Origin of the sequence: Microbulbifer litoralis (assembly GCF_023634065.1) — a bacterium.
Classification (GTDB): domain Bacteria; phylum Pseudomonadota; class Gammaproteobacteria; order Pseudomonadales; family Cellvibrionaceae; genus Microbulbifer; species Microbulbifer litoralis.
This window is the reverse complement of sequence record NZ_JALKCV010000002.1, coordinates 341,173-363,818: the sequence shown is the minus strand read 5'-3', so window position 1 is coordinate 363,818 and position 22,646 is coordinate 341,173. Positions and strand designations below refer to the sequence as shown.

15 protein-coding genes are annotated in these 22,646 nt (G+C 62.5%); 5 read left to right on the top strand and 10 right to left on the bottom strand.

The window, feature by feature from the left end; genetic code table 11:
* Window positions 1-90 precede the first annotated feature (90 nt).
* Window positions 91-2,349 (bottom strand): 5-methyltetrahydropteroyltriglutamate--homocysteine S-methyltransferase, encoded by a 2,259-nt coding sequence (gene metE / locus MWN76_RS04950; protein WP_250459813.1) that lies wholly within the window; start codon window positions 2,347-2,349, stop codon window positions 91-93.
* Window positions 2,350-2,572: 223 nt separating this feature from the next.
* Window positions 2,573-4,738: a rubber dioxygenase RoxB gene (gene roxB / locus MWN76_RS04945; protein ID WP_250459811.1), complete on the bottom strand. Its 2,166-nt coding sequence runs from the start codon at window positions 4,736-4,738 to the stop codon at window positions 2,573-2,575.
* Window positions 4,739-5,099: 361 nt separating this feature from the next.
* On the opposite strand from roxB, the gene MWN76_RS04940 reads away from it, so the two are divergent.
* Entirely contained in the window at window positions 5,100-6,026 is a 927-nt protein-coding gene (locus MWN76_RS04940; RefSeq protein ID WP_250459809.1) for a LysR family transcriptional regulator, read from the top strand.
* A gap of 159 nt (window positions 6,027-6,185) precedes the next feature.
* On the top strand, window positions 6,186-6,725 hold the full coding sequence (locus MWN76_RS04935; protein ID WP_250459807.1) for a cytochrome b: 540 nt from the start codon (window positions 6,186-6,188) through the stop codon (window positions 6,723-6,725).
* 132 nt (window positions 6,726-6,857) lie between these two features.
* On the opposite strand, the gene MWN76_RS04930 is transcribed toward MWN76_RS04935, so the two are convergent.
* From MWN76_RS04930 to MWN76_RS04905, 6 genes are all read right to left on the bottom strand, one after another.
* Entirely contained in the window at window positions 6,858-8,582 is a 1,725-nt protein-coding gene (locus MWN76_RS04930) for a DEAD/DEAH box helicase (RefSeq protein ID WP_250459805.1), read from the bottom strand.
* A gap of 416 nt (window positions 8,583-8,998) precedes the next feature.
* Window positions 8,999-10,168, bottom strand: coding sequence for a capsule biosynthesis protein (locus tag MWN76_RS04925; protein ID WP_250459803.1), 1,170 nt, complete (start codon window positions 10,166-10,168; stop codon window positions 8,999-9,001).
* A gap of 438 nt (window positions 10,169-10,606) precedes the next feature.
* A complete protein-coding gene (locus MWN76_RS04920; RefSeq protein WP_250459801.1) occupies window positions 10,607-11,650 on the bottom strand; it encodes a phytanoyl-CoA dioxygenase family protein in 1,044 nt (347 codons plus the stop codon).
* 197 nt (window positions 11,651-11,847) lie between these two features.
* On the bottom strand, window positions 11,848-13,974 hold the full coding sequence (locus MWN76_RS04915) for a capsular polysaccharide biosynthesis protein (RefSeq protein WP_250459799.1): 2,127 nt from the start codon (window positions 13,972-13,974) through the stop codon (window positions 11,848-11,850).
* The gene (locus MWN76_RS04910; protein ID WP_250459797.1) at window positions 13,971-14,888 is read right to left on the bottom strand and encodes a glycosyltransferase family protein; all 918 of its coding nucleotides are present in this window, start codon (window positions 14,886-14,888) and stop codon (window positions 13,971-13,973) included. The genes MWN76_RS04915 and MWN76_RS04910 overlap by 4 nt, the downstream gene beginning before the upstream one ends.
* Before the next feature lie 139 nt (window positions 14,889-15,027).
* Complete coding sequence (locus tag MWN76_RS04905) at window positions 15,028-16,755, bottom strand: SLC13 family permease (RefSeq protein ID WP_250459795.1); 1,728 nt, start codon at window positions 16,753-16,755, stop codon at window positions 15,028-15,030.
* Window positions 16,756-16,994: 239 nt separating this feature from the next.
* On the opposite strand from MWN76_RS04905, the gene MWN76_RS20930 reads away from it, so the two are divergent.
* From MWN76_RS20930 to MWN76_RS04895, 3 genes are all read left to right on the top strand, one after another.
* Window positions 16,995-17,129 carry a hypothetical protein gene (locus MWN76_RS20930; protein ID WP_284500097.1) on the top strand — a complete coding sequence of 45 codons (135 nt, stop codon included), beginning with the start codon at window positions 16,995-16,997 and terminating at the stop codon, window positions 17,127-17,129.
* Window positions 17,119-17,427 (top strand): addiction module antidote protein, encoded by a 309-nt coding sequence (locus MWN76_RS04900; protein ID WP_250459793.1) that lies wholly within the window; start codon window positions 17,119-17,121, stop codon window positions 17,425-17,427. The genes MWN76_RS20930 and MWN76_RS04900 overlap by 11 nt, the downstream gene beginning before the upstream one ends.
* Before the next feature lie 611 nt (window positions 17,428-18,038).
* Window positions 18,039-19,211 carry an ATP-binding protein gene (locus tag MWN76_RS04895; RefSeq protein ID WP_250459791.1) on the top strand — a complete coding sequence of 391 codons (1,173 nt, stop codon included), beginning with the start codon at window positions 18,039-18,041 and terminating at the stop codon, window positions 19,209-19,211.
* A 108-nt stretch (window positions 19,212-19,319) separates the two neighbouring features.
* Here MWN76_RS04895 and MWN76_RS04890 read toward each other — a convergent pair whose 3' ends face one another.
* Window positions 19,320-21,581 (bottom strand): glycosyltransferase family 2 protein, encoded by a 2,262-nt coding sequence (locus MWN76_RS04890; protein WP_250459789.1) that lies wholly within the window; start codon window positions 21,579-21,581, stop codon window positions 19,320-19,322.
* A gap of 36 nt (window positions 21,582-21,617) precedes the next feature.
* On the bottom strand, window positions 21,618-22,616 hold the full coding sequence (locus tag MWN76_RS04885; RefSeq protein WP_250459787.1) for a sulfotransferase family 2 domain-containing protein: 999 nt from the start codon (window positions 22,614-22,616) through the stop codon (window positions 21,618-21,620).
* Window positions 22,617-22,646 lie beyond the last annotated feature (30 nt).

Below are 22,646 nucleotides of genomic sequence, written 5' to 3'. Positions count from 1 at the left end.
GCTCCCGGCGGGTCAACGGTGCGCACGGCGCACCCTACCGAGGAGCCCCTCTCTTCTACGCCGCGTACCGGGACCGGAGTCGGGCCGGGGTCAGGCCAGCGCCGCCCGCACCGCGCGCGCCGCCTCCACCATATTCAACAGCGACGATCCCACCTCGGCCCAGCTGCGCGTCTTCAGGCCGCAGTCCGGGTTGACCCACAGCCGCTCCACCGTCACCACCTCGGCCATCTTTTCCAAGCGCGCCACCAACTCCGCGCGCTCGGGCACATTGGGCGAGTGGATATCGTAAATCCCCGGGCCTATCTCATTCGGGTAGCCACCCCGGCCGGACAGTGAAGCGTCGCCGGCAAAGACCTCCAGCAGACGCAGGTCCGAACGCGCGGATTCGATGGTGATCACGTCCGCATCCAGCGCCACGATCGCATCCATGATCGCGTTGAAGTTGCTGTAGCACATATGCGTGTGGATCTGTGTTTCCGGCTGCACCTCGCTGCAGGTATAGCGGAAACAGGCCACGGCCCAGTCGAAATAATCCCGGTGCTCCGACTCACGCAGCGGCACGCCCTCGCGCAGGGCCGGTTCGTCGATCTGGATGATGCCGATACCGGCCGCCTCCAGGTCCAGCACCTCCTGCCGCAGGGCTTTCGCAATCTGCAGGCAGCTCTCGCGGCGGGAAATATCCTCGCGCGGGAAGGACCAGTTGAGGATCGTCACCGGCCCGGTCAGCATGCCCTTGACCGGTTTCTTCGTCAGGCCCTGCGCGTAGGTGCTCCACTCGACGGTCATCGGTGCCGGCCGCGAGATATCGCCGAAAATGATCGGCGGTTTTACGCAGCGCGAACCGTAACTCTGCACCCAACCGTTGCCGGTGTGCACAAAGCCGTCCAACTGCTCGCCGAAATATTCCACCATATCGTTGCGCTCCGCCTCGCCGTGCACCAGCACATCCAGGCCCAGGATTTCCTGGCGGCGGATGGCCTCGGCGATTTCCGCGCGCAGGTGGTCGCAGTAATCCTGCCGGGAAATCTCACCGCTGCGAAAGCGCCGGCGCGTCTGGCGCAGCAAGTCGGTCTGCGGGAAGGAGCCGATGGTGGTGGTGGGCAGCAGCGGCAACTGCAGGCGCTGGCGCTGCAGGTTCGCCCGCTCGGCGTAGCGCTGCGGGCGCCAGCTATCGGCCAGCTCTGCAGCCACGGAACCGGAGCCTGCGGTCTGCTCCAGCGGCGCCGTCACAGTGTCGCCCGCACCTTTCAGCAGTAACTGCAACTGCTGCAGCTCATCCAGTTTCTGGCGCGCATAGGCCAGCTTCTGCACCTGCTCCGGCGGCAGTCCGGTTTCGCTGTCCAGGTCCACCGGCGTGTGCAGCAGCGAGCAACTGGCGGACAGCCACAGGTGCTGGCCCAGCTTTTCCGCCAGTGGCTGCAGTTCGCGCTGCCACCGGCCCAGGTCGCCTCGCCAGACATTGCGACCGTTCAGCACCCCCAGCGACAGCACCTGTTGCGCCCCCAGCGCCTCCACCGCCGCGGGCAGTTCCTCCGGCGCGCGCACACAGTCGATATGTACACCGGCCACCGGCAGACCGAATGCCAGCGCCAGGTTTTCCCGCAGCGACGAGAAATAAGTGGCCAGCAGCAACCTGGTCGGTGCCACAGCCGCCAACTTGCGGAACGCCGGCGCGAAGGCATCGCGCCACTGGGCCGGCAGGTCCAGCCCCAGGATCGGCTCGTCGATCTGCACCCAGTCGACGCCGGCCGCGGCCAGTTGTCGCAACAGTTGTTCGTAGCAGGGCAGCAGTTTCGGCAACAGTTCCAGCAGATCACCGCGGACACCACTACGGGTTCGGCCGAGCCAGAGATAGCTCAGCGGCCCGATCACCACCGGCTTGACGCTGTGCCCCTGGCCCCGGGCCTCGCGCACTTCGTCCAGCAGCCACTCGGCGTCGAGTTCGAAAGCCTGGTCGGCAGCGAATTCCGGTACTAGGTAGTGGTAGTTGGTGTCGAACCATTTCGTCATGGCACTGGCCGCCACCGGCTCGCCGGACGGCGCGCGGCCGCGGGCCAGGCGGAAATACTGGTCCAGTTTGTTATCGGCGGCGCCCTGATTGAAACGCGCCGGCACGGCACCGAACATCAGCGTGTGGTTCAGCACCTGGTCGTACCAGGCAAAATCACCCACGGTCACCAGGTCCAGCCCGGCGTCGCACTGCGCCCGCCAGTTCGCTCGGCGGATCTCCGCGCCCACCTTCAGCAGTTCTGCCTGCGTGATGTCCCCGCGCCAGTAAGCCTCCTGGGCGTTTTTCAGCTCGCGCTGCGCGCCGATGCGGGGGTAGCCGAGGATATGTGTCTGTGTCATTGATCTCTTCCTTCGCATCCTGTCTCTGCGGGCCCGGCCCGCTGCGGGGCTGGAGCCCCGTATTCCCGGTTGATTCTGCGCATCATTCGAACATCAATCAATTTCATATTTTTTGCCGAAAACATGAATACTTCTAAAGGAAGGTGCAACAACCGGGCAAAACAAAAAGGGCCGCGCGGTCTCCCGAGCGGCCCTCTGTGGATGAAACCTGTAACCCCGGTCACTACAGGGTCTTGAGATACTCGATAATCGCCCTGCGCTCGTGGTCCGTCAGCACGCTGTTGAACTCATGGCCCTCGTTGCCGTGGCTGAAGAGCAGCGTGTTGTAGATCTTCCGGTCTTCCATCTGCCGGGTGGTGAGTGTCGGCGGGAAGAAGATATTCCACGTGAGGATCAGGTTGCTGTACAGGCCGTCGAGCACCTTCTGGGCCATCGGCGTCGCGTGCTTGTCGTTGGGGTCACAGGTGCGATACGGCGAAACCGAAGGATTCAGGAAAGAGCGCCACTCGCAGTCGATCACGTCGTATTTCCAACCCATTTTCCCGTGATCGTAGGCGCTGTCGAGATCGGTATCGTAGCCCATCACCACATTGCCGTTGTTCCACCAGGGGTTGTCCAGCCTGGCCGCGGATTCACGGCGCCACAGCGGTTCGCGCTCGGAGGGTTTCAGCACTTCCCAGACATTGGGGATGGAGCCGTTGTGCATATAGGGCGCGCTGGCCCAGATACCATAGAGTGGTGGCGCCAGGTAGCCCAACTCGCGGTCGCCGCGCAGGCGCTCCTGGTTCTGGGGCCCGCAATCCTGGTCGGTGCCCCTGGTGGGCGGATAGCCGAAGAAGTTGACCGAGCCCGCGCGCTGCATTCCCTCGTTGTTGGTTTCCCAGCGCACCGGGTCGGTACCGATGATTTCCTGCGGCACGATGTAGCTGGCAACCCCTTCCAGAACCGGGCTCGCAAGGAAATCCGGGTCATTCACGTAGCGCGGTGCATAGGCGCCGTGGCAGCCGGCGCAACTGCCGTTGCCCTCCGGGCGGCGCACCGTGTTGTCGCGCTCCGGCGCCCACATATCCAGCTCGTGGAACAGCACCGCGCCCTCCTCTGCCAGCGCGGTATTGATCTGCCCGGGATACTGCGGCGCCTTCAGGGTCTCGATCCAGGCGTTGATCGGCGGCCCGTTATCGCGCATGTATTTTTGTCCCGCGTCGCTCAGCGGCCCGAGCAACTCGCCGAACAGGCCAAACAGCGGCGTATAGAAAACCTGGTCGATACGCGGTGCATCCGCGGGGAACATGCCATCGACAAATTTCACCGGCCGGTGCCCCAGGTTCCACCAGGCCGGCGTGTCCATACTGGCGGTCGAGCCGGAGGTGATCAGGTCGATGGCATCCGATGCGGAATACAGCCCCTGGTCCGGGAAAATAAAGGCCAGATTGACGTCGCTCGCGTTATTGGTGCCGCGGGTATGCGACAGGTTGGCCAGTGTGGCGATGGAGGCGAGATAGCCCTGCGGCAACGCGTCGCGAAGGAACAGGTCCAGGTCGGCGAGGGGACTGCCGCCGCCCAGCGCCACCTCACCGTCAATGGCACCGCTGTGGCAGGCGTGGCAGGTAATGCCGATGCGGCCGGTCCAGGTGCCGTCCGGGTAGCGCATCTGCGTGAACATCAACGGCAGCTGCCCGGAACCGCCACTGGTCCTGTTCGGGTCCTCGCCATTGAGGGGATAGGGATTGCGCCCCGCCGGCAACACGGAACCGTAGCGCTCCGCGACCAGCGCATCGTAATTTTCCGGCTTGGCGATGTAGCCACCCCAGGATTTCCACAGGTTGTTGTACTGCCTGCGTGTCAGAGTGGAGATACCCAGCGCGGCTTCCGGGGTAAAGGGGTCAGTGCCCGCGAACAGCGCACCGACTCCGGGTGAGCCACCGGTCAGCAGGCGCCCGCCGAGATCGAATCGCTCGCGCAGTTCACCGCAGGTTTCGGCGGCCCCGACTTCCCGCACCGCTTCCGGGTCGACATGGCAGTTTTTGTAGTAGGCATTGAAATGTACCGCGCGCCCATCGCTGATGCCCTCCTGGACCAGCGCGCGCGGATCCTCGGGCAATTGGGTCTCATCCGGCTTTCCATAACAGAAATCCCACACGGCCCAGCCACCATTGCTGCTACCGAGCAGGGCGCCGGGATCATAATCCGACGGGCGATTGTATACGTTGTGCGGGCTGGATGAGGATTCCGGATCGTAATAGGGATCGTCATATCCGGAATCCGCGCTCGTATAGGCAGGGGTCCCTGCTGATAGAAGTGTCAATACCGACGCAAACAACGCGCCTCTCATCACCGCTTTTCCACCGAGAACGGCCAGCGCCGTCGTTTTGTGTGTTGGTTCCAACATAACACTCGGCTCCCTCGTTATTTTATGGATATTTTCCAGCCGTCGGGCTGGATCGTGACCTCCCGCTAATGAATGCTTTTACCGCGAATACAGCTGGGTTCCGGGTGAAGGAGGGGCGCAAAGAGTCAATCGGGGATATCGCATGGCCTGTCGACGGCCCCGCTCATCATGCGTTGTTGAAGCTAGCCGCTCGCGCGCTACGCCGCTTCGTCTGAAAGGACTATTTGCCGCGCGATGCGAATCCTGTCGGTGGATCCCGCTGCCGAAGTCCATCGGGCTTGATTTCCGGGGCCCCTCCCTGTTTAATAAATTTCACCTTTCCAGACAAAAACATGAACCAACCTAAAGATGCTCCTGCACCATGATTGAACTCCGCCACTTGCGCGCGCTGACGCTGCTGCGGGAGACCGGCAGCATGGTGCGGGCCGCTGAGCGACTGCACCTGACCCAATCCGCCCTGTCCCACCTGTTCCGCGAAATGGAGGACCGCCACGAGCAGGCGCTGTTCGTGCGCAAGTCGCGGCCGCTGCGCTTCACCAGCGCCGGGCTGCGGCTGCTGCAACTGGCGGACGACGTGCTGCCGCGGGTCGCCGTGGCCCAGCGGGATATCGCGCGGCTGGCGTCGGGACAGGCGGGCCGGCTGAACATCGCCATCGAATGCCACAGCTGTTACCAATGGCTGATGCCAACCTTGGACGCCTACCGGGACGACTGGCCGGAGGTGGAGCTGGACCTGTCCAGCGGCTTCCACTTTGCGCCGCTGCCGGCGCTGGTGCGCGGCGACCTGGACCTGGTGGTGACGAGCAACCCGGACGATTCGCTCAAGGGCATCCACTACGAACCGCTGTTCGGTTTCGAGATGTGCCTGGCGGTCAGCCGCAGGCACGCGCTGGCGGGGCAACGCTGGGTCTCGCCGGAGGAACTGGCCGGCGAGGTACAGATCACCTATCCGGTGGAACGGGAGCGGCTGGATATCTTCCAGCACTTTCTCGACCCCGCCGGGGTGGAACCGGCGGATGTGCGCACGGCGGAACTGACCGTGATGATGGTGCAGCTGGTGGTCAGCGGCCGCGGGGTCTGCGCGCTGCCCAACTGGGCCCTGCACGACCATCTGCGGAAGGGGCAGAAGGGCCTGATCGCGCAGCTGCGGCTGGGGGAAAAGGGACTCTGGAGCCGGCTCTACGCCGCCGTGCGCGAGGAAATGCTGGAGCAGGCATTCCTGCGGGACTTCTTCGACACGGCCCGCGCCACCTGCTTCAGTAACCTGAACGGGATCCGCGCTGTGTGAATCGCACAGCGGCAGCCGCCGTTTTGATGGGCGGGCTCCGCTTGGTACGGAAACCGCCGCGCGAACCTGTGTAAAGATTTCTTAAACCAGCCGCCCGGCGGTTCCGCAGCCCGCGCAACACGATTAACATAACCGCAGATTGAGTGAGGATATGGTGTTATGGCAAATCAGATCGAGCGCTGGAACCCGGTCAGCAAGGGCCTCCACTGGCTGTTCGTGATCCTGTTGATCTGCGTCTGGGGCGCGGTGGAACTGCATGAATTCTACGACCGGGAAGACCCGATGCGCGGCTGGCTGGTGCGGCTGCACTTCTCCCTCGGCACTACCGTGCTGCTGTTGCTGGCCGTGCGCCTTTTCTGGCGGGCCCGCCACGCGCGGCCGCAGGCGGCAGGTCCCGGCTGGCAACGGGCGCTGTCGAAGCTGACCCACGCCGCCCTCTACCTGGTACTGCTGGCAATGCCGGCTTCCGGTATCGCCATGCGGCAGCTGTTCGGCCGCGACACGGAGTTTTTCGGGCTCTTCCCGCTGCCGCGGCTGCTGGCGGAAAACCCGGATATCGGCAAGCAGCTCGCCTTTATGCACAAGGAGGTCCTGTGGCCGGCACTGCTGACACTGGTGGGGCTGCATATCGCGGCGGCGCTGTGGCACCACTTTGTGCGGAAGGACGATACGCTCACAAGGATGTTGCCGCAGCGATAGTCCCGGATGGCGCAAGGTTGGGCCGAGCTCCGCGAAGCCCAACCTGCGCTACCCATCGTCATTCCGGCGAAGGCCGGAATCCAGGTGTCCCCCGGACTTGGATACCGGCCTCCGCCGGTATGACAAACGCGGCTACTTTTGGGGCTTGTTTTGGGGCTTGCGCTTTTTCGGCTTGCCGCCGACCTTCGCATCGAAGCGGGAGATTTTCATTTCCCTGCCGGCCACCCGCACTTTTTTCAGGTGCTGGAAAATCTCCTTCGGCATTCCCTCCGGCAGATCCACGGTGGTGTACTCGGGGTAGATTTCGATACGCCCGATATAGGAGCTGTCCAGGTCCACCTCATTGGCGATGGCGCCGACGATGTTGCCCGGGCGCACATTGTTCTCGCGGCCCACCTCGATACGGAACCGTTCCATGCCCTCGTCCGGCGGCGGCATCTTCTTGTCCTTGTCGTAGCCGCCCTTCTTGCGCCCGCGGTCCTCGGAGTCGCGGTCGCGCTCTTTGCGCTCCCTGCGCGGCTTTTGCGCCACTTCCTTCACCAGCAGCGGCTGGTCGCCCTGGGCCATGGCGGCCAGGGCCGCGGCCACGTCCAGCGGGTCGACGTCGTTCTGGGCCAGGTATTCCTCCACCAGCTGGCGGTAGGGCGCCAGGTCGGTGCCGCCCTCGCGGGTGGTGGTGATGCGCTCGCGGAAGCGCTGCATGCGTGCGCTGTTCACCTGGTCGGCACTCGGCAGTTCCAGCTGCTCGATGGGTTTCTTGGTGGCCTTTTCGATAACGCGCAGCATGCGCCGCTCGCGCGGCGCCACGAACAGGATCGCGTCGCCCTCGCGCCCCGCGCGGCCAGTGCGGCCGATGCGGTGGATATAAGCTTCGCTGTCGTAGGGAATGTCGTAGTTGATCACGTGGCTGATACGTTTCACGTCCAGGCCACGGGCTGCCACATCGGTGGCCACGACGATATCCAGCGCACCTTTTTTCAGCTTGTCGATCACCCCCTCGCGCAGGTTCTGGGCCATATCACCGTTCAACGCTGCACTGGCGAAACCGCGCGCGGCCAGCTTGTCTGCCAGTTCCACGGTGCTGTTCTTGGTGCGCACGAAGATGATGGTGGCATCCACCGGCTCCGCCTCGAGGATACGGGTCAGCGCGTCCAGCTTGTGCAGGCCACCCACCGGCCAGTAGCGCTGGCGGATGGTCTCCGCGGTTTCCTGCTTGACGCGGATCTTGACCTCCACCGGTTCGCGCAGGTGCTCGCGGGCAATGCGTGCAATCTCCTTCGGCATGGTGGCGGAAAAGAGGGCGATCTGGCGCTGTTCGGGCAGTTGTTCCAGCACCCACTGCACGTCGTCGATAAAGCCCATGCGCAGCATTTCGTCGGCTTCGTCCAGCACCAGGGTCTTCAGGTTGGAGAGGTCCAGCGAACCGCGGCGCATATGGTCCATCACCCGGCCGGGTGTGCCCACGATCAGTTGCACACCGCGCTTGAGCTGTTTCAGCTGGCTGCGATAGTCGGCGCCGCCGTAGATGGGCGCCACATGAAACCCCTTCAGGTTGGCGGCGTAGGACTGGCAGGCCTCGGCCACCTGGATGGCCAGCTCGCGGGTCGGCGCCAGTACCAGCGCCTGGGGGCGCTTGTTGTTCAGGTCCAGCTGCGACAACAGCGGCAGCGCAAAGGCCGCCGTCTTGCCGGTGCCGGTCTGCGCCTGGCCCAGCAGGTCGCGGCCTTCCAGCAGTGTGGGGATGGTCTGTGCCTGGATCGGCGACGGGGTTTCGTAACCCAGCTTTTCAACGGCGGTGAGAATTTGGGCGGGTAGACCCAGCTGGTCAAAGCCAACGGGCTCGGGGGTATCGGTCATTTCGGAATTCACTTGAAGCTGCAAAGGGGGCCTGTCTCTACTCTTCTCTACAGCATAGAGGGGCCGGCTGCGGCGGGGGTCAAAAGGCCGCGCAGTTTAGCAGCTTTGGGCGATGTCGGCAGTATGTTTTTTGAACGCCAATTGGCGGGAATGGGGATTCGAGCGGCTGATCCCGGATTCCGGCGCTGCGCACATGCATCCAGGCTACGGGGATGTAGCCCGGATGGAGCGAAGCGGAATCCGGGGCCCCCGGGCGGTGATCCCGGATTCCGGCGCTGCGCGCCTGCATCCGGGCTACGGACGGATGTCGCCCGGATGGAGCGAAGCGGAATCCGTGACACCGGGCGGCCATTCCCGGTACGCAAGGATGTAGCCTGGATGGAGCGCAGCGGAATCCGGGATCCCGGGCGGTGGGATCAGCCGGCCTCGGCCGAGTGTGCCTGTACCGATGGCAGGGTGACCCGCTCCCGGACCGGAACCACGTGCATCAGCCGGTTCCAGGCGGCATCGACTGTCAGGTCGATATATTTGAAAAAGCTGCCATCCAGCTGGGTCCGCTCGTAGAGATAGGTGCGGAAGCGACGGAACAGCCTGGCATCCACCGGATCCGCGCCGCGCCAGAAACTGGCCAGGTCCCCGCTGTGGGTGAGCCCTTCCATATCGTAGAAGGCGCGCCCCAGCACCTTGGTCGGCACCCGGTGCAACAGTGCCGAAATCCCCACGGTGCTGTTGATCGTCACCACGCCCCTGGCGTGCTTGAGCATGGTGGGCAGGTGCTGGTCGTGGCAATAGAAGATCCTGCCGGTCACGCCGCGCTGCCGGGCGAGCGTCTCGATCAGCTTCCGGTACTGGCAGAAACCGCGGTCCATCGGGTGGTGCTTGATTACCAGCGCCTCGTCTTCAGCGGCGTTCCTGGCAAAGGAACTGATCACCACATCGATGGCATTCTCGATCGACAGCAGATCGGAGTGGGTGCGCAGCTGGAAGTCGTCGCGGGTTTGCAGCGGGAACAGGTAGAAGCGCCCGCTGTAGCGCTCCAGCACCCGGGGCAGCAGCGAGCGCTGGGTCAGTTTGTAGACCCCCTTGCGGACGAAGCTCTTCAGCCAGCAACCGGTCTCCGCCTTCCAGTCGCGGTTGCGGTGGTGTTGGTAATCCGGGAATTCCGAGCGGGCCAGGCGCGCGGCCAGGTAATAGCGGACGGCAAACGCGGCGCGTTGCCAGAACGTCATTCCCACCTTGAGCGAGGGTTCGCGGCCGGCGGGGCGGTAACTGTCGATGGCCTCCAGCGACCAATCGGTGCTCGACAGCGCGTTGACACCGCCCCACTCCAGGGTCACGAAATCGGGCCGCAGGTAGCCCTCCTCGAAGACACCAAAGGGGATATCCAGCGCTTCACAGACGCTGCAGGCCTCGGCGTGGTAGAGGCGGCAGTCGCCGTAGACAAAAACCGCAGCGATATCGTGCCGCTGGAGATAGTCGCGGAAAAACGCCGACCAGTCGCGGGCGTGGCCGGTGAAATCCACCTGGTGGTCGGCCCAGCCAAAATGGCGGTCGCCGCCGTTGAAGTTGATCTTGTGCGTTTCCACCCCAAAGGCAGACAGCCGCTTTGCCAATCGGGCAAAGAAAGGACCAAGCGGGCCCTGCAAAAAGACAGCCGAAGACATTTGCCCCCCAAACGTGCCGGTTTTGTTACTGCTTATACCGACACCAAAACTTCCACGTTCGCACCAGATACGGCAGCGAACTGCGATTGGCCAGCGGCCAAACCGGGAAGTCGCAAAAAGATAAAAACGGTATTGGTGATCCTTGGCGGCTCTGCCGTTCGCCGCTTCCCCCAATGAAGCGGCACCCCTTCACGTCACATGGAGCTTTTTGCCAGCGTCGCATTGTACGCACTATATGGCACAAAATCTTTACTTTGTAATGCGATGTAATCGGTTTGCCATTCAGCCCCGGCGCCACGATATTGCAATCTGCAAGCGGTGTTCCAACTGCTCAAAATCCGGGCGGAAAAAGCGGACGGATCAGACTGTCTTTCCGCGACTGAAACGGCCGCGGAAACTGCGCTGCTCGCCACTGGCCAGCTTTTTCCGGTCCAGGTTCTGCAGCACCCTGCCCCAGACCCACTCGAACACCCTGCCGGTGCGCCGGGGCCAAAGTGTGAAAAGCGGGTTGAAGGGATTGTCGCGGGCCTGCATCCACACGGTCATCCGGTGCGATTCTTCCAGGGCCTCGCCGCGGCGGTGGAAGCCGTAGACATTGCCGATCACCAGGGTGTTGGCCGGCACACAGAATTTGCGCGGCTCGAACCCCATTTCCACCAGTTCGGCCCCGGAGATCCGGAAGGAGCCATCCCAGTAGCGCCCCGGCGCGCGGTCCGCACCGCGCTTGCAGGCCTCCAGGCTCTGGCGGTACTCCCACTTCAGCCGCCGCCAGCCCAGGCGGTGGGAACCGGGCACATAAATGTAGGGGCCGTTGCGGTCGTCCACCGCATCGATATACAGCCAGCCTTTTACACAGGGGTGGAAGGTATCGGCGTGCATGTCGCGCTGCGGGTCCGGGCGCGGTGTCACATTGGCGTGGTTGCACAGGTTCTCGACATAGAACAGCGGTGGGCGGTTCTTGGAGGAGCAGTAGCGCATCAAACGCTCCAGACGCGGTTCCTCCGCCAAGGCCTGCATCTCGGGCAAATCCGCGCGCACATCGTGCGTCATGAAGGTGCGCTGGGTCAGTGTCGTGCCCTCTACGAACTCACGCACCTCGCCCTCGTAGACCTGGAGTTCCCGCGCCAGCCGCTCGAACTGCTCCGGCGGCAGGAAGTTTTCCTTGAGCACAAAGCCATCCCTGAGAAACGCGCGCCGATCCCCCGCCGGCACCAGCGGTGCCAACAGCAGCAACCGGAAGCGGAACAGCAACTGCGCCAGCACCACCCGCACCACATGCAGGCCGCAGCGGTTCAGCCAGTAGTTGCCGATGATCGGGTTGTTCTTGAAGCTCTTGCCCCAGGACACCAGCTCCAGCAGCCATTGGGGGAGCTTGCGGAGTGATTTCAGGGTTTTGTTTATCATGGTTTTTTTGTCTGTTTTGATGACTGCGGAGGTGGGGGCCTCTCTCCCCGGATTCCGGCGCTACGCGCCTGCATCCAGGCTACTCCTGCGGAGGTGGGGGCCTCTCTCCCCGGTACGCCGTTTGCAAGGTGTCAACGTAGCCCGGATGGAGCGGAGCGGAATCCGGGAGGCGGAGCCTATCGTGTATCGCCACACCGCTACCGTCGCAAAAAACGGTTGCGGAACAGGCGATACAGTGTGCGGCCCCATTCGCGTTTCGCCTGTCGGTGGCGCCGGACCTGCAGCAGCCGTACCGCCGTTTCCACATCGATATGATCGCCGGACTCCGGGTCGCAATAGACCGGATACAGGATCAGCGCACCGGCCACCAGCGCGTCGAGATGCAACTGCCGGCCGCGCCGCGCCAGTATCGCGCTGCGGTCAAAGTCCTGCACGGCGCCCGACGGCATCGTGTCTGCGTCCAGCAGCAGATCCTCACTCAGCCCCCAGCCGGCGTAAAACGGCAGACCGTAGGTCACCACTTTCAAACCGCGCAGCAGGGCCTCGAAGCCGCTCAGGGAACACAGCGTATGCACCTCGTCCGCCACCTCCAGCAGTTGTGGCATGGCGATATCCGTGACCAGCCGATCGAACAGCGGTTCCCCGCCCTCCTCCGGCAATGCGCCGAGGCGCGCTCCGACCACAACATCCGGGTGCGGTTTGTAAACGATCAGCGCATCGGGATTGCCGGCGCGCACGGCCCGCAGCAGCGCATGGTTGCTTTTCAGGGCCGGCGAGCCGCCGGCAATGGACGCATCGCTCTCCACCTGCCCGGGCACCAGGATCACGCGGCGGCCCGCCGGTAACTGCAGCTCCGCCGGCCGCGCAGTGCCGACGTTGTATTTGCTCAGGCGCGAACGGACCAGGGTTTCGCGCAGCCGCCGCGCCCGCGCCAACAGCGCCGCATCGAACTGCGTCTCGCGCAGAATCGTCTCCAGGTCCGACGGCGAGCGCGCATCGTAGTAGATACCGCGGCTGTCCAGTACCAGCGACAGCGGCGCAACCAGGTCCGCACCCAGGCCGACGGAGCGCAGAAATCCATCCTCCATCTGCCACAGGTCCAAGCCGGCACGATCGCAGGCAGCGGCAAACGCGTCCGTCAGGCCGCTGGCCCAGGTTACAACTTGGGTCGCGACACGGGTTGCCGCAGGCAGCCTGGCCAACGCCGACGCCCTGGCGGCGATAAACTGCACCGCCTGATTTTCAAGGGCCCCCGGATTCCGGCGCTGCGCGCCTGCATCCGGGCTACGGTGTTTGCCGAGAAAACCGGGCACGAAGCGCCGCTTCCAGGCGGAAAAACCGGCACCGGCCCAGGGGCCGCGAAAGCGTTCGCGCAATCGCTTCTGTTCCGCGATCAGGCGGATGGTGTCTTCCAGCTCGCAGCGCTCGCCGGTGTAGGGATTGATATAGCGGCTGTAGCGCAGGTAGGCGGCGGCGAACAACTGCTCCAGCGATCGCGCCACATTCCTGCGCCGGCAATCGAGCACGTCGTCGGTCAGCCCCCAGCCGGCATAGAACGGCAGGCCGAAGCAGTGCACCTTGCGCCCCGCCAGCAATGCCTCAAAGCCCAACTGGCTGGTAACCGCATACACACTTTCCACCGCATCCAGCAGCGCCCAGGGGGCAATATCCCCGGCCAGAATCCGGCAGCCCCGCTGCCGCGCCGCGTCCAGCAGATACCCGCGCTTCTTGCCCGCTACCACATCCGGGTGCACCTTGACGCAAACCTCGGCGTGCGGATTGTCGCGCTGCGCCGCGTCCAGCATTTCCACAAAGCGCCGCTCGTCGGCGCCGCCATACACCACCGACGCATCGCCAAAAGTCTGGTCCACCACCAGCACCCGCGGGCGCGCATCCGGCCACTCGATGGCGCGGTCGGTGGCGCAGTTGTACTTGGACAACCGGTGCTGCCGCAGCAGCGCCATGCAGTCGCGCGCGCGCGCCAGTTCCGCCGCGCCGAAATCCGCCTCCAGGATCAGCGTTTCCAGGTCGCTCGGGCGGGTGGCGTCGTAGTAGATACCCTTGAAGTCCACCACCACACTGTGCGCCGGCGCGCCGGCCACGCCCAGGTCCAGCGAACGCAGGAATCCGTCCTCGATGGCGATATAGGGCAGTTTGCGCGCGGCGGCGATGCGGCGCGCGCGATTGGCAGTGGGCTTCAGGCCCCAGCCGGCAATGGCCGAGACCGCGGCGCCGGGGCGGCGGACAAAATACCGGCACGGCACTTCCAGCAGCGCCTCCAGATACGGGATGCGGCGAATCCCCGGTGAGCAGTAACCGATCACAGGTACGCCCTTGCGTTCGCCAGCAAGCGTTCGCGCCGGGGTTCATCGGCGGCCAGGCGCAGTATTTCCTCGACCCAGGTGGTCCGGTCCATCGGCAGCAACAAACCGTTCTCGCCATCCCGGACAACGCCGCCATAGATATCGCCGTGTGCGTAAATACCGACGGCCCCGGCCAGGGTGATATCAAAGAATTTGGTATGGGAGCGGGCGCGGTTGAAGCGGTTGTCCAGCAGCGGCGCCAGGCCGATGGCGCGGCCGGGGCGGCGGGCCAGCGCGCGGTAGCTGCCCCATTTCATCGGGTGCACCACATGCACCCGCGGCACCCCCTTGAACAGGCGGTTGACCGACGCATTGCCGATCACCTCGAACACCAGCCGCTCGTCCCGCGCCAACGCCTCCGCAATCACCGGGCGCAACCAGCGCAGGTCCACGCCGTGGGAGGCGGAGCCGTGGTAGAAGAGCACAATCGGGGCTTCGCCCGGCTCGGGCGGTTTCGGCGGCAGCAGGCGCGGCTGCCACTGGGCGTACTTGTCGCGCAGGTATTCGGTGGAGACCAGCAGCCGCGCACCCAGGCTTTGCAGCCAGTTCCGGTGCCGGCGGCTGTAGCGCAGGATCTTCCACTGGTAGCGCAACGGCATATCGATCGTCGCCCGCCAGTCGAACAGGTCGTCGTCCATAAAGAAATAGACAGCGCCGATCCTGTCCCGGCAACGCTCCACCAGCGCGCGCCAGGCGGTGGGGATGTAGCGCACAAAAACCAGCGTGGCCCCCTCCAACTCTTCCGCCGCCGGCAGGTGGGAAAAATTGAAGCGCCGGGGCACCACACCCCGTTCCCCCAGGAAGGGCATTACAAAATAATCGGTGGAGGGGTTCTCCCCCTCCTCAACCAGCAATACCCGATCGCCCTTCTTCAAAATTCAGTCACATCCGGAAAAGTTGATATTAAGGGTCTCATCACTGCTGGATCCCGGATCGAGTCCGGGATGACGACTGTGAAAGGTAGCTCCCGTAGCCTGGATGCAGCGCAGCGGGATCCAGGGATCAAGGCCCGCCCTAAAACGGAAACACCATCGGCAGCAACACCAGCACCGTCACCGAGTAGGCCACCGTCAACGGCAGCCCGGCGCGCACAAAATCCTTCAACTGGTAGCCGCCGAGGTTCTGCACCATGAGGTTGGTCTGGTAGCCGAACGGCGTCAGGAAACTGGCACTGGCCCCGTAGGCCACCGCCATGACAAACGGGGTCCAGCTCACACCGAAACTCTCCGCCAGGCTCCAGGCCAGCGGAAACGCCAGCGCTGCGGCCGCGTTGTTGGTCATCAGTTCCGTCAGCGCCAGGGTCAGCAGGAAGATACCCACCAGCCCCGCATAGGGCCCCGCCCCGGCCAGCAGCCCGCGCAAACCGGCGGCCAGCGCATCCGCCAGCCCGCTGCCGGAAAACGCCTCCGCCAGCACCAGCGCACTGGCAATGATCAGCCAGATCTGGAACGGGAAGCGGCGCTGCAGCTCCGTGGTGGAAACGATATTCAGGCCGATCATGCCACCCAGCATCACCACCAGCCCCTTCAGCAGCGAGAAGTACCCCAGGGCCGCGCCGGCCACCACGGCCGCAAAACCGATGCCCAGCAGCCAGCTGTCGCGCCGGGACAACTGGCGCTGCACCTCTTTGCCACTGATCACATAAAAGTTCTTGTCGATATTGCGGTGGTGCTTGAAGTCCGGCCCCACCGCCAGCAACAGGGCATCCCCGGCCTGCAGCCGGACCTCGCCCAGCTTGCCGGACAGGCGGTCACCGCCGCGGCGCATGGCCACCACCGCCGCATCGAAGCGGGTGCGGAACTGGGCACTCTTCAGGCTCTCGCCAATCATGCTGGAGTTGGGGGTCAACACCACTTCCGTCAGGTCCAGGTCCAGCTTTTCGTCTTCCAGCGCAAACAGCCGCAGGCCCTCGATCTCCTCCAGCCGGCCCAGGTCGCGCACATCGCCGCTGAAGATCAGCTTGTCGCCGCAGCGGACTATCTCCGTCGGCGCTACCGGGCTGATGGTTCGCCCGCCGCGCACGATCTCGATCAGGTACAGGGTTTCCAGCTGGCGCAGGTTGTTCTGCTCCACCGTCTTGCCGTCCAGCGGCGAATCCCCGATCACCTCCGCCTCCAGCAGGTATTCGGCCACCGGCTCCTCGGCCACGCGGCCCTCCGGCAGCAGCCGGTTGCAGAGCATCAGCACCACCAGGCCCACCAGCACGGCGCCGATCCCCACCGGCAGGAAGGAGAAGAATTCCAGCCCCGGCAGGCCGCGATCCAGCACGAAGCTGTTCACAATCAGGTTGGTGGAGGTACCGATCAGGGTCAGGGTGCCACCGAGAATCGCCGCATAAGAGAGCGGCAACAACAGCTTGGCCGGCGGGTAGCGGCGCTGGTCGCGCACACTGGAAGCCAGCGCGGCCACCACCGCGGTATTGTTCAGGAAGGCGGAGCTCAGCGCCGTGGCCCCGGTGAGCCGCAGCAGGCTGCTTTTCAGCGAACCGTTGATCAATCCCTCCGAGATGGCCCGCAGCCACCGGGCCTTCTCCAGGCCGATCGAGGCCAGGATCAGCGCCACCAGGGTCACCAGGCCCGGGTTCACCGCCTTCTGCAACACCGACTCCGCCGGCACCAGACCGGTCAAAAAGCAGACAGCCGCACCCGAGGCGAAGACCAGCGACGGGCGGATACGCGTGAAGATCAGCGAGGCGATGACCGCGGCAAAGAGGCCGGCAACAATAATTTGGGAAAGAGTCATAGATCGGGGCGCCGCTCTGGTCTTCGAAGCAGGTGATTGTTATGGATACGCGCCTGTGGCGAAGGCAAATTATGCCAAATCTTGCCCCCCGATGCGCCCCGCAGGAGCAGATGGCCCGGCGCACGCGTAGGCAGGATGGAGCGACGTGGAATCCGGGAAACCTGGCTAATTCACACGCCCCTACCGAAATATGTAGTTGCGATCCGTATCCTTCAGGATACAATAAGAGCATGTCGGACATGAAAAATACCATCAACGAGTACACGGACGAGAACGGGAAAAGCCTCTATGCCGAATGGCTGGGGAAGCTGCGTGATGCCAGAGCTAAAGCCTACTGGCAAGATCACAAGCGGAGGCATCCAAATGGCGCGTAATATCAGAGCGACCCACAACGAACACCTGCGAGATCCGGAGGTGGCGGCAGAATACTTGAGCGAAGCCCTGGAAGAAGGCGATGCCGCCGTTATCCTGATGGCTCTCCGCAACATCGCCGAAGCTCAGGAAGATGGCATTACCGGCTTGGCAAACCGCTCCCACCTGGGCCGTGAAAGCATGTATAAAATGCTGTCAGCGAGCGGGAACCCCAAGCTTTCCAGCTTCACCAAGGTGATCCACGGCCTGGGGTTGAAGTTAAAGGTAGAGATCGGCGACTCGCCCCACCAAGCGGCCTGAAATCCCCCCTCAGCCCCCTCTGAACCAAGGAGCTACAGCTCACCTGTAGTGGCATAGGGAATCTGGCCACCATTGTCGGGGTCAAACTTTTTGATGCGGATGAAGCCGGGCTCACGAACCACCTGACAGGGACCATCCGGCAGCACTGGAACACCGTCTGCGAGGAAGCTGAACTGAGTGAAGTTGACCGGAAACTGTTCTGGGGGCGTCAGTTTCTGAATCCGTTTTCCGTTCAATAAGAATAAGGAATACGGCCAGCTCTATCGCCGAAGTGTTCGCATGAATGTTCGTGGTCTATAGATCCTTCCCTTCCTTTTGATTCTTCTTATTGGACAATTTGAGGCCGTAGCCCGGATGTAGCGCAGCGGAATCCGGGAACCGGCCAAGCTCCCTCTACCGTATATCCACCCACCCCGGACTCCGCTGCGCTTCATCCGGGCTACGTTGCCGGGAACGCCGAGCTGCAGCTCGGCAAGCGGGCTGCAGGCCCGCCCGCGAAAACAGGGGCAGCCATACGGGGAGTTCCAGATTCCAGGCAGCCACAAGCGCGCTTGACACATTCCAATTTAGCCACCACACTCCGAAATTAGCCGCTAATTTCGGAGTGTGGTATGTTAAAGCGCCTGATATCCTGCCCCGGGAGTCGCTCTTTCTTCCTGTTTGGTGCCCGCGGCGTAGGAAAAAGTACCCTGGTACGCACCCAGTTTCCCAATGCCCTCTATATCAACCTTCTACTGGACGAAGAGGAAGCGCAACTGGCTGGAGACCCGGACTCCCTGATTCGGCGCCTGAAGGCCTGGGACCCCCAGCCCTCGCACACCGGATCGCCCGCTGTCGTCATCATCGACGAAGTGCAAAAGGTCCCCAAACTCCTGGATATCGTTCATCACCTGATCGAGCAAAAAAAATACCGCTTCGTCCTGACCGGATCGAGCGCCCGCAAACTGAAGCGTGGCAGCTCCAACCTTCTGGCCGGCAGGGCCTCGGTCCGGGAGCTCTACCCGTTTACCGCCAGCGAACTGGGCGAAAATTTCGATACCGAATCTGCCCTGAGCTGGGGCCTTTTGCCGGAAATCTACCAGCTACGGGATGAAGAGGACCGCTATGACTATCTCACCGCCTACGCCAGAACTTACCTGAAAGAGGAGGTATGGGGGGAACAACTTATCCGCAATCTGGAACCCTTTCGCAAGTTCCTGCAGGTAGCGGCCCAGAGCAACGGCAAGGAAGTCAACTTTTCCGCTACCGCCCGCCACTGTGGCGTGACGGAGAAAACCGTACGCACCTATTTCGAAATCCTTGAAGATACCCTGCTCGGCTTTTTCCTCGAGCCTTTTGATACCTCCGTACGCAAGCAAGTGGGGAAAACACCGAAGTTCTATTTTTTCGATTCCGGTGTCAAACGCGCCCTTTCCGGAGAACTGCGCCTGCAACCCAAAGCCGGTACATCCTACTACGGAGAAACATTTGAACACCTGGTATTGCTTGAGCTGCAAAAGCGTTGCAGCTATGCCAGGAACGACTTCAAACTGTCGTTCCTCCGCACAAAAAGCGGCCTGGAGATCGACTGCATAATACAGCGCCCCGGCCTGCCATTACTGCTGGTGGAAATAAAGTCGGGAAAAACCATAGCACCTGAAAAAATCACCCGATTCGCGCAATTGGCCAACGACTTCCCCGACGCAGAGGCGATTGTCCTGGGCCAGATTCCCCACAGCCAGATAATAGGAGAAATCCGGGCTTTTCCCTGGCTGGAAGGAATCCACTACATCCTTCGAGACTGACCCGGGCTCGCGGAACTCCAGCTCCGCATACGGGCGTAGCCCGGATGGAGCGCAGCGGAATCCGGGAACCGGCCAGGCCCCCTCTCCACGACACAGCGCCTCATAAAATCACGCCAAAGAAAAATCCTCATGAACCAGCGTTAGATTGGGGTTATAGGCCGGATCATTGTCCAGCAGGTCTCCCCAGCGCCGGCGCATATATTCTGCCTCGCGCTGGGCGCGCTTACGTTTGGCCATGGTATTGTCGGCGCCCCGGGAGACCGACTCGTGGTGGTAGAGTTCCGCATAGGGTGTCCACAGGTTGCGGTATCCAGCCTCGCGCACCTTTAGGCACAGGTCCACATCGTTGAAGGCTACGGCCAGGTTTTCTTCGTCCAAGCCGCCCACCGCATCGAATACCTCCTTTCGCAACAGCAAACAGGCACCGGTTACCGCCGACAGGTTCTGTACCAGATGCAAACGGCAGAAGTAGCCGTATTCGCTACGATGGAAATACTTGTGTGCGTGCCCTGCCACACCGCCGATGCCCAGAATCACGCCGCCGTGCTGGGTGGTGTCATTCGGATAGTAAAGTTTCGCGCCTACACAACCGATTTCCGGCCGGCAGGCCTGGCCGGCCATTTCCCTCAGCCAGTCGCTATTGATCGGTTCGATATCGTTATTGATCAGCCCGAGAATCTCCCCTCTCGCCAATTTCGCACCGAAGTTATTGATCGAAGAGTAATTGAAGGGATGGTCCCAGCGGTGCACGCTAACCCGCGAATCCGCACTTATTTCCTGGAGATAGTGCAGGGTTCTGGTGCAACGGCTCTGGTTGTCCAGGATCAACAGCTCAAAATTCGGGTAATCGGTCTTCGACAGGATTGCATCCACACAGGGCTTGAGAATATCGTAACCGTCGCGGGTGGGTACCAGCAAGCTCACCAGCGGCTCGGAGCTCGGAAGGGCCCAGCGCACGCGGTATGAGTTAGGAGCGAGGCCCGGCTCCGCCGTGGCATCCATCCAACTCCGCTGTAAATGGTCCCCCAGTGCGCGCAAGCCGGCCTCCGCCGCATAATTCTTGTTGGTGCCGTCCTGCGCAGTGGAGCCACAGGTCGCCCGCCAGTGATACAGGATTTCGGGAATGTGCACCACATTGCCGGCCTCCAGATACGGCAGGCAGCGCAGCAGCAGATCGTGATCCTGGCTGCCCTCGGTACCCGGCCGGAAGGTGCCGACCTCCCTGACCAGCGCCGTACTCAGGACGGCCAAGTGACAGATATAGTTCTGCGACAACAACAAATCGGGATTCCAGCCCGGCTTGAAATGGGGATCGAAGCGCTCTCCCGCCTCATCGATCTTGTCCTCGTCGCTGTAGATCAACAGTGCCTGCGGATTCCCGGCGATTGCATCGCAAACCCTGTCCAGTGCATAGGGCGCCAGAGTATCGTCGTGATCCAGGAAGGTAACGAACTCTCCCTGCGCCAGCTCCAGGGCACTGTTGCTCGCTACTGCGATATGTCCGTTCTCTTCGCGCAATAGCATCCGAATACGCGGGTCCCGGGCCTGGTAGGAATGCAGGCAATCGCGCACCTCCGGATCAGTCGAAGCATCGTCAGCGACACAGAGCTGCCAGTGCCCATAATCCTGGGCCAGGACGGAATCGATGCAGGCCCGCAGCTGTGCAATATCGGAATTGTGTGTGGGCAGAAGTATGGAGATCAGCGGCGCTCTCTCCCGGGAATTCCCTTCCGTCCCGGATGCCGAAGCCAGGCGGCGACGCTCCACCTTGTCAATCCAGAGTCGATAATCCCGGTCGTGCTTCCTGCGGACGAAGGTCTCGCCATAGCGGTCCAACGCGAACCGGTGCCAGCCCTGTCCGCGGTCTTTTGCCTCGCGCTTGAGGCGGTCGAGTACCTCCGGCTTGCCCAAGCCCCGAAACCCGGGATGCATACTGGACAGGCGCCGGGCCAGTCGATCCCGCGCAAACCAGGGGACGAGGCGCACCAGGCGGAAATGATCCACGGAAAAGGGGCCGGATGCCTCCATCGGCGCGAGGCCCAGGGCGCTTACCCGCTGGGGGAAATACAGCAGGCGCTTGACGACCCGCCCGGTGCGGAGCGGCAGGGAGATTCTCTCCGCACCGTTAAAGCCGTCACCGGTATCGACAACAAGCGAGGCGTCTGCGCCGGCGTTGTCGTAAGTCAACTGGAGCTCCAGCATATACCAGCCGGGCAGAAACCCGCGCCGGCAAACCGCAAACAGCGGGTTCTCACTGAGTGAGCGCCAGCAGTAGCCTTCTGCAGCAGCCTCCGCCGGTTCAATATCGGCCACAGGCTCGAGGCGGGAAACGAGATCCACGCGAAACAGGGATTTGATAAGGTTAACCACAGTACCCTTCTAATGGAATTATTATTATCAGCGGGGTCACGCCTGTTCCAGAACTTTCCAGGGGGAGCGCACCAGCGGCTGCCCGGTGGCCGCCACCACGCACTCAACCCTGTCGCCGGCCTTCAGTTTCGATATATCGAAAGAGAAACCCACATATCCACAGCGTCCAATGCCCATCCCGCACAGCCCGGGGCGATGCCCAATCGCGGTAGTTTCACCTATAATCTCGCCGTTGACCCAAGCCTGGATCACAACGGGCTCATCTCCATTTTCTGCCAAGGCCCATCCGAATAGCCGGCCTTTGTCCGCGTGCATCAGGGTGCCGGCAACAAAGTCCTGCCGCGTTTCGGCCAACCTTAGCCGCCAGTCAAACAGGGTGCCGATGGCCTTATACAGCGCGATATCGTCGGCGTTCAGGCGGCACAGTTCGTCTTCATGATCAGCCGGGATCTCGTAGAGCTCCCCGAGACCGTCCCGGCCCAGATTTTCCCTGCAGTTGGGAATATCCAGGCCGTATTTTTGATTCAATAGGGACAGGGACTGCTCATATCTCTCAGTCAAACCGATAAAACCAATTGCGGCCCAAGGCAGCTGGCCCAGTATACGCTGCTGCCGGTTGATATTGTGAGGTGAACGGTAGAATTCCTCGAACGACTTTTTGTATCCGTAGTTCCTCACCATATGGTTGTATTCGGAAACAAGGCGCTGCAGCGGTTCGCGCACGAAGGTAACCATCCGGCAGGTACCAAACAGGGGCGCGTAGGCTGCCGCATGGAAATGGCCGGTCAGGAATTGGTAACCGCTTTTTTCAAACGCCTTCTTGAAATTCCACTTATCCTGAGCCCCGGTTATCCAGTGCTTGACAATCTCGCTGGTTTCCGGGGATTTGGGACCGTAGTCCCGACATACTCTACTATTGCCAAAGTAGCGATCTGCGGCGAGCCGAAAACTGGTACCTGCGGTTTTGGGAATATGTACAAAAATATAAGGCTTCAACACCACAACAACCTTAATTCTTAATAAGGTATCGTCCAACAATACAACTTGGCCAGCACTGAAGAGAAT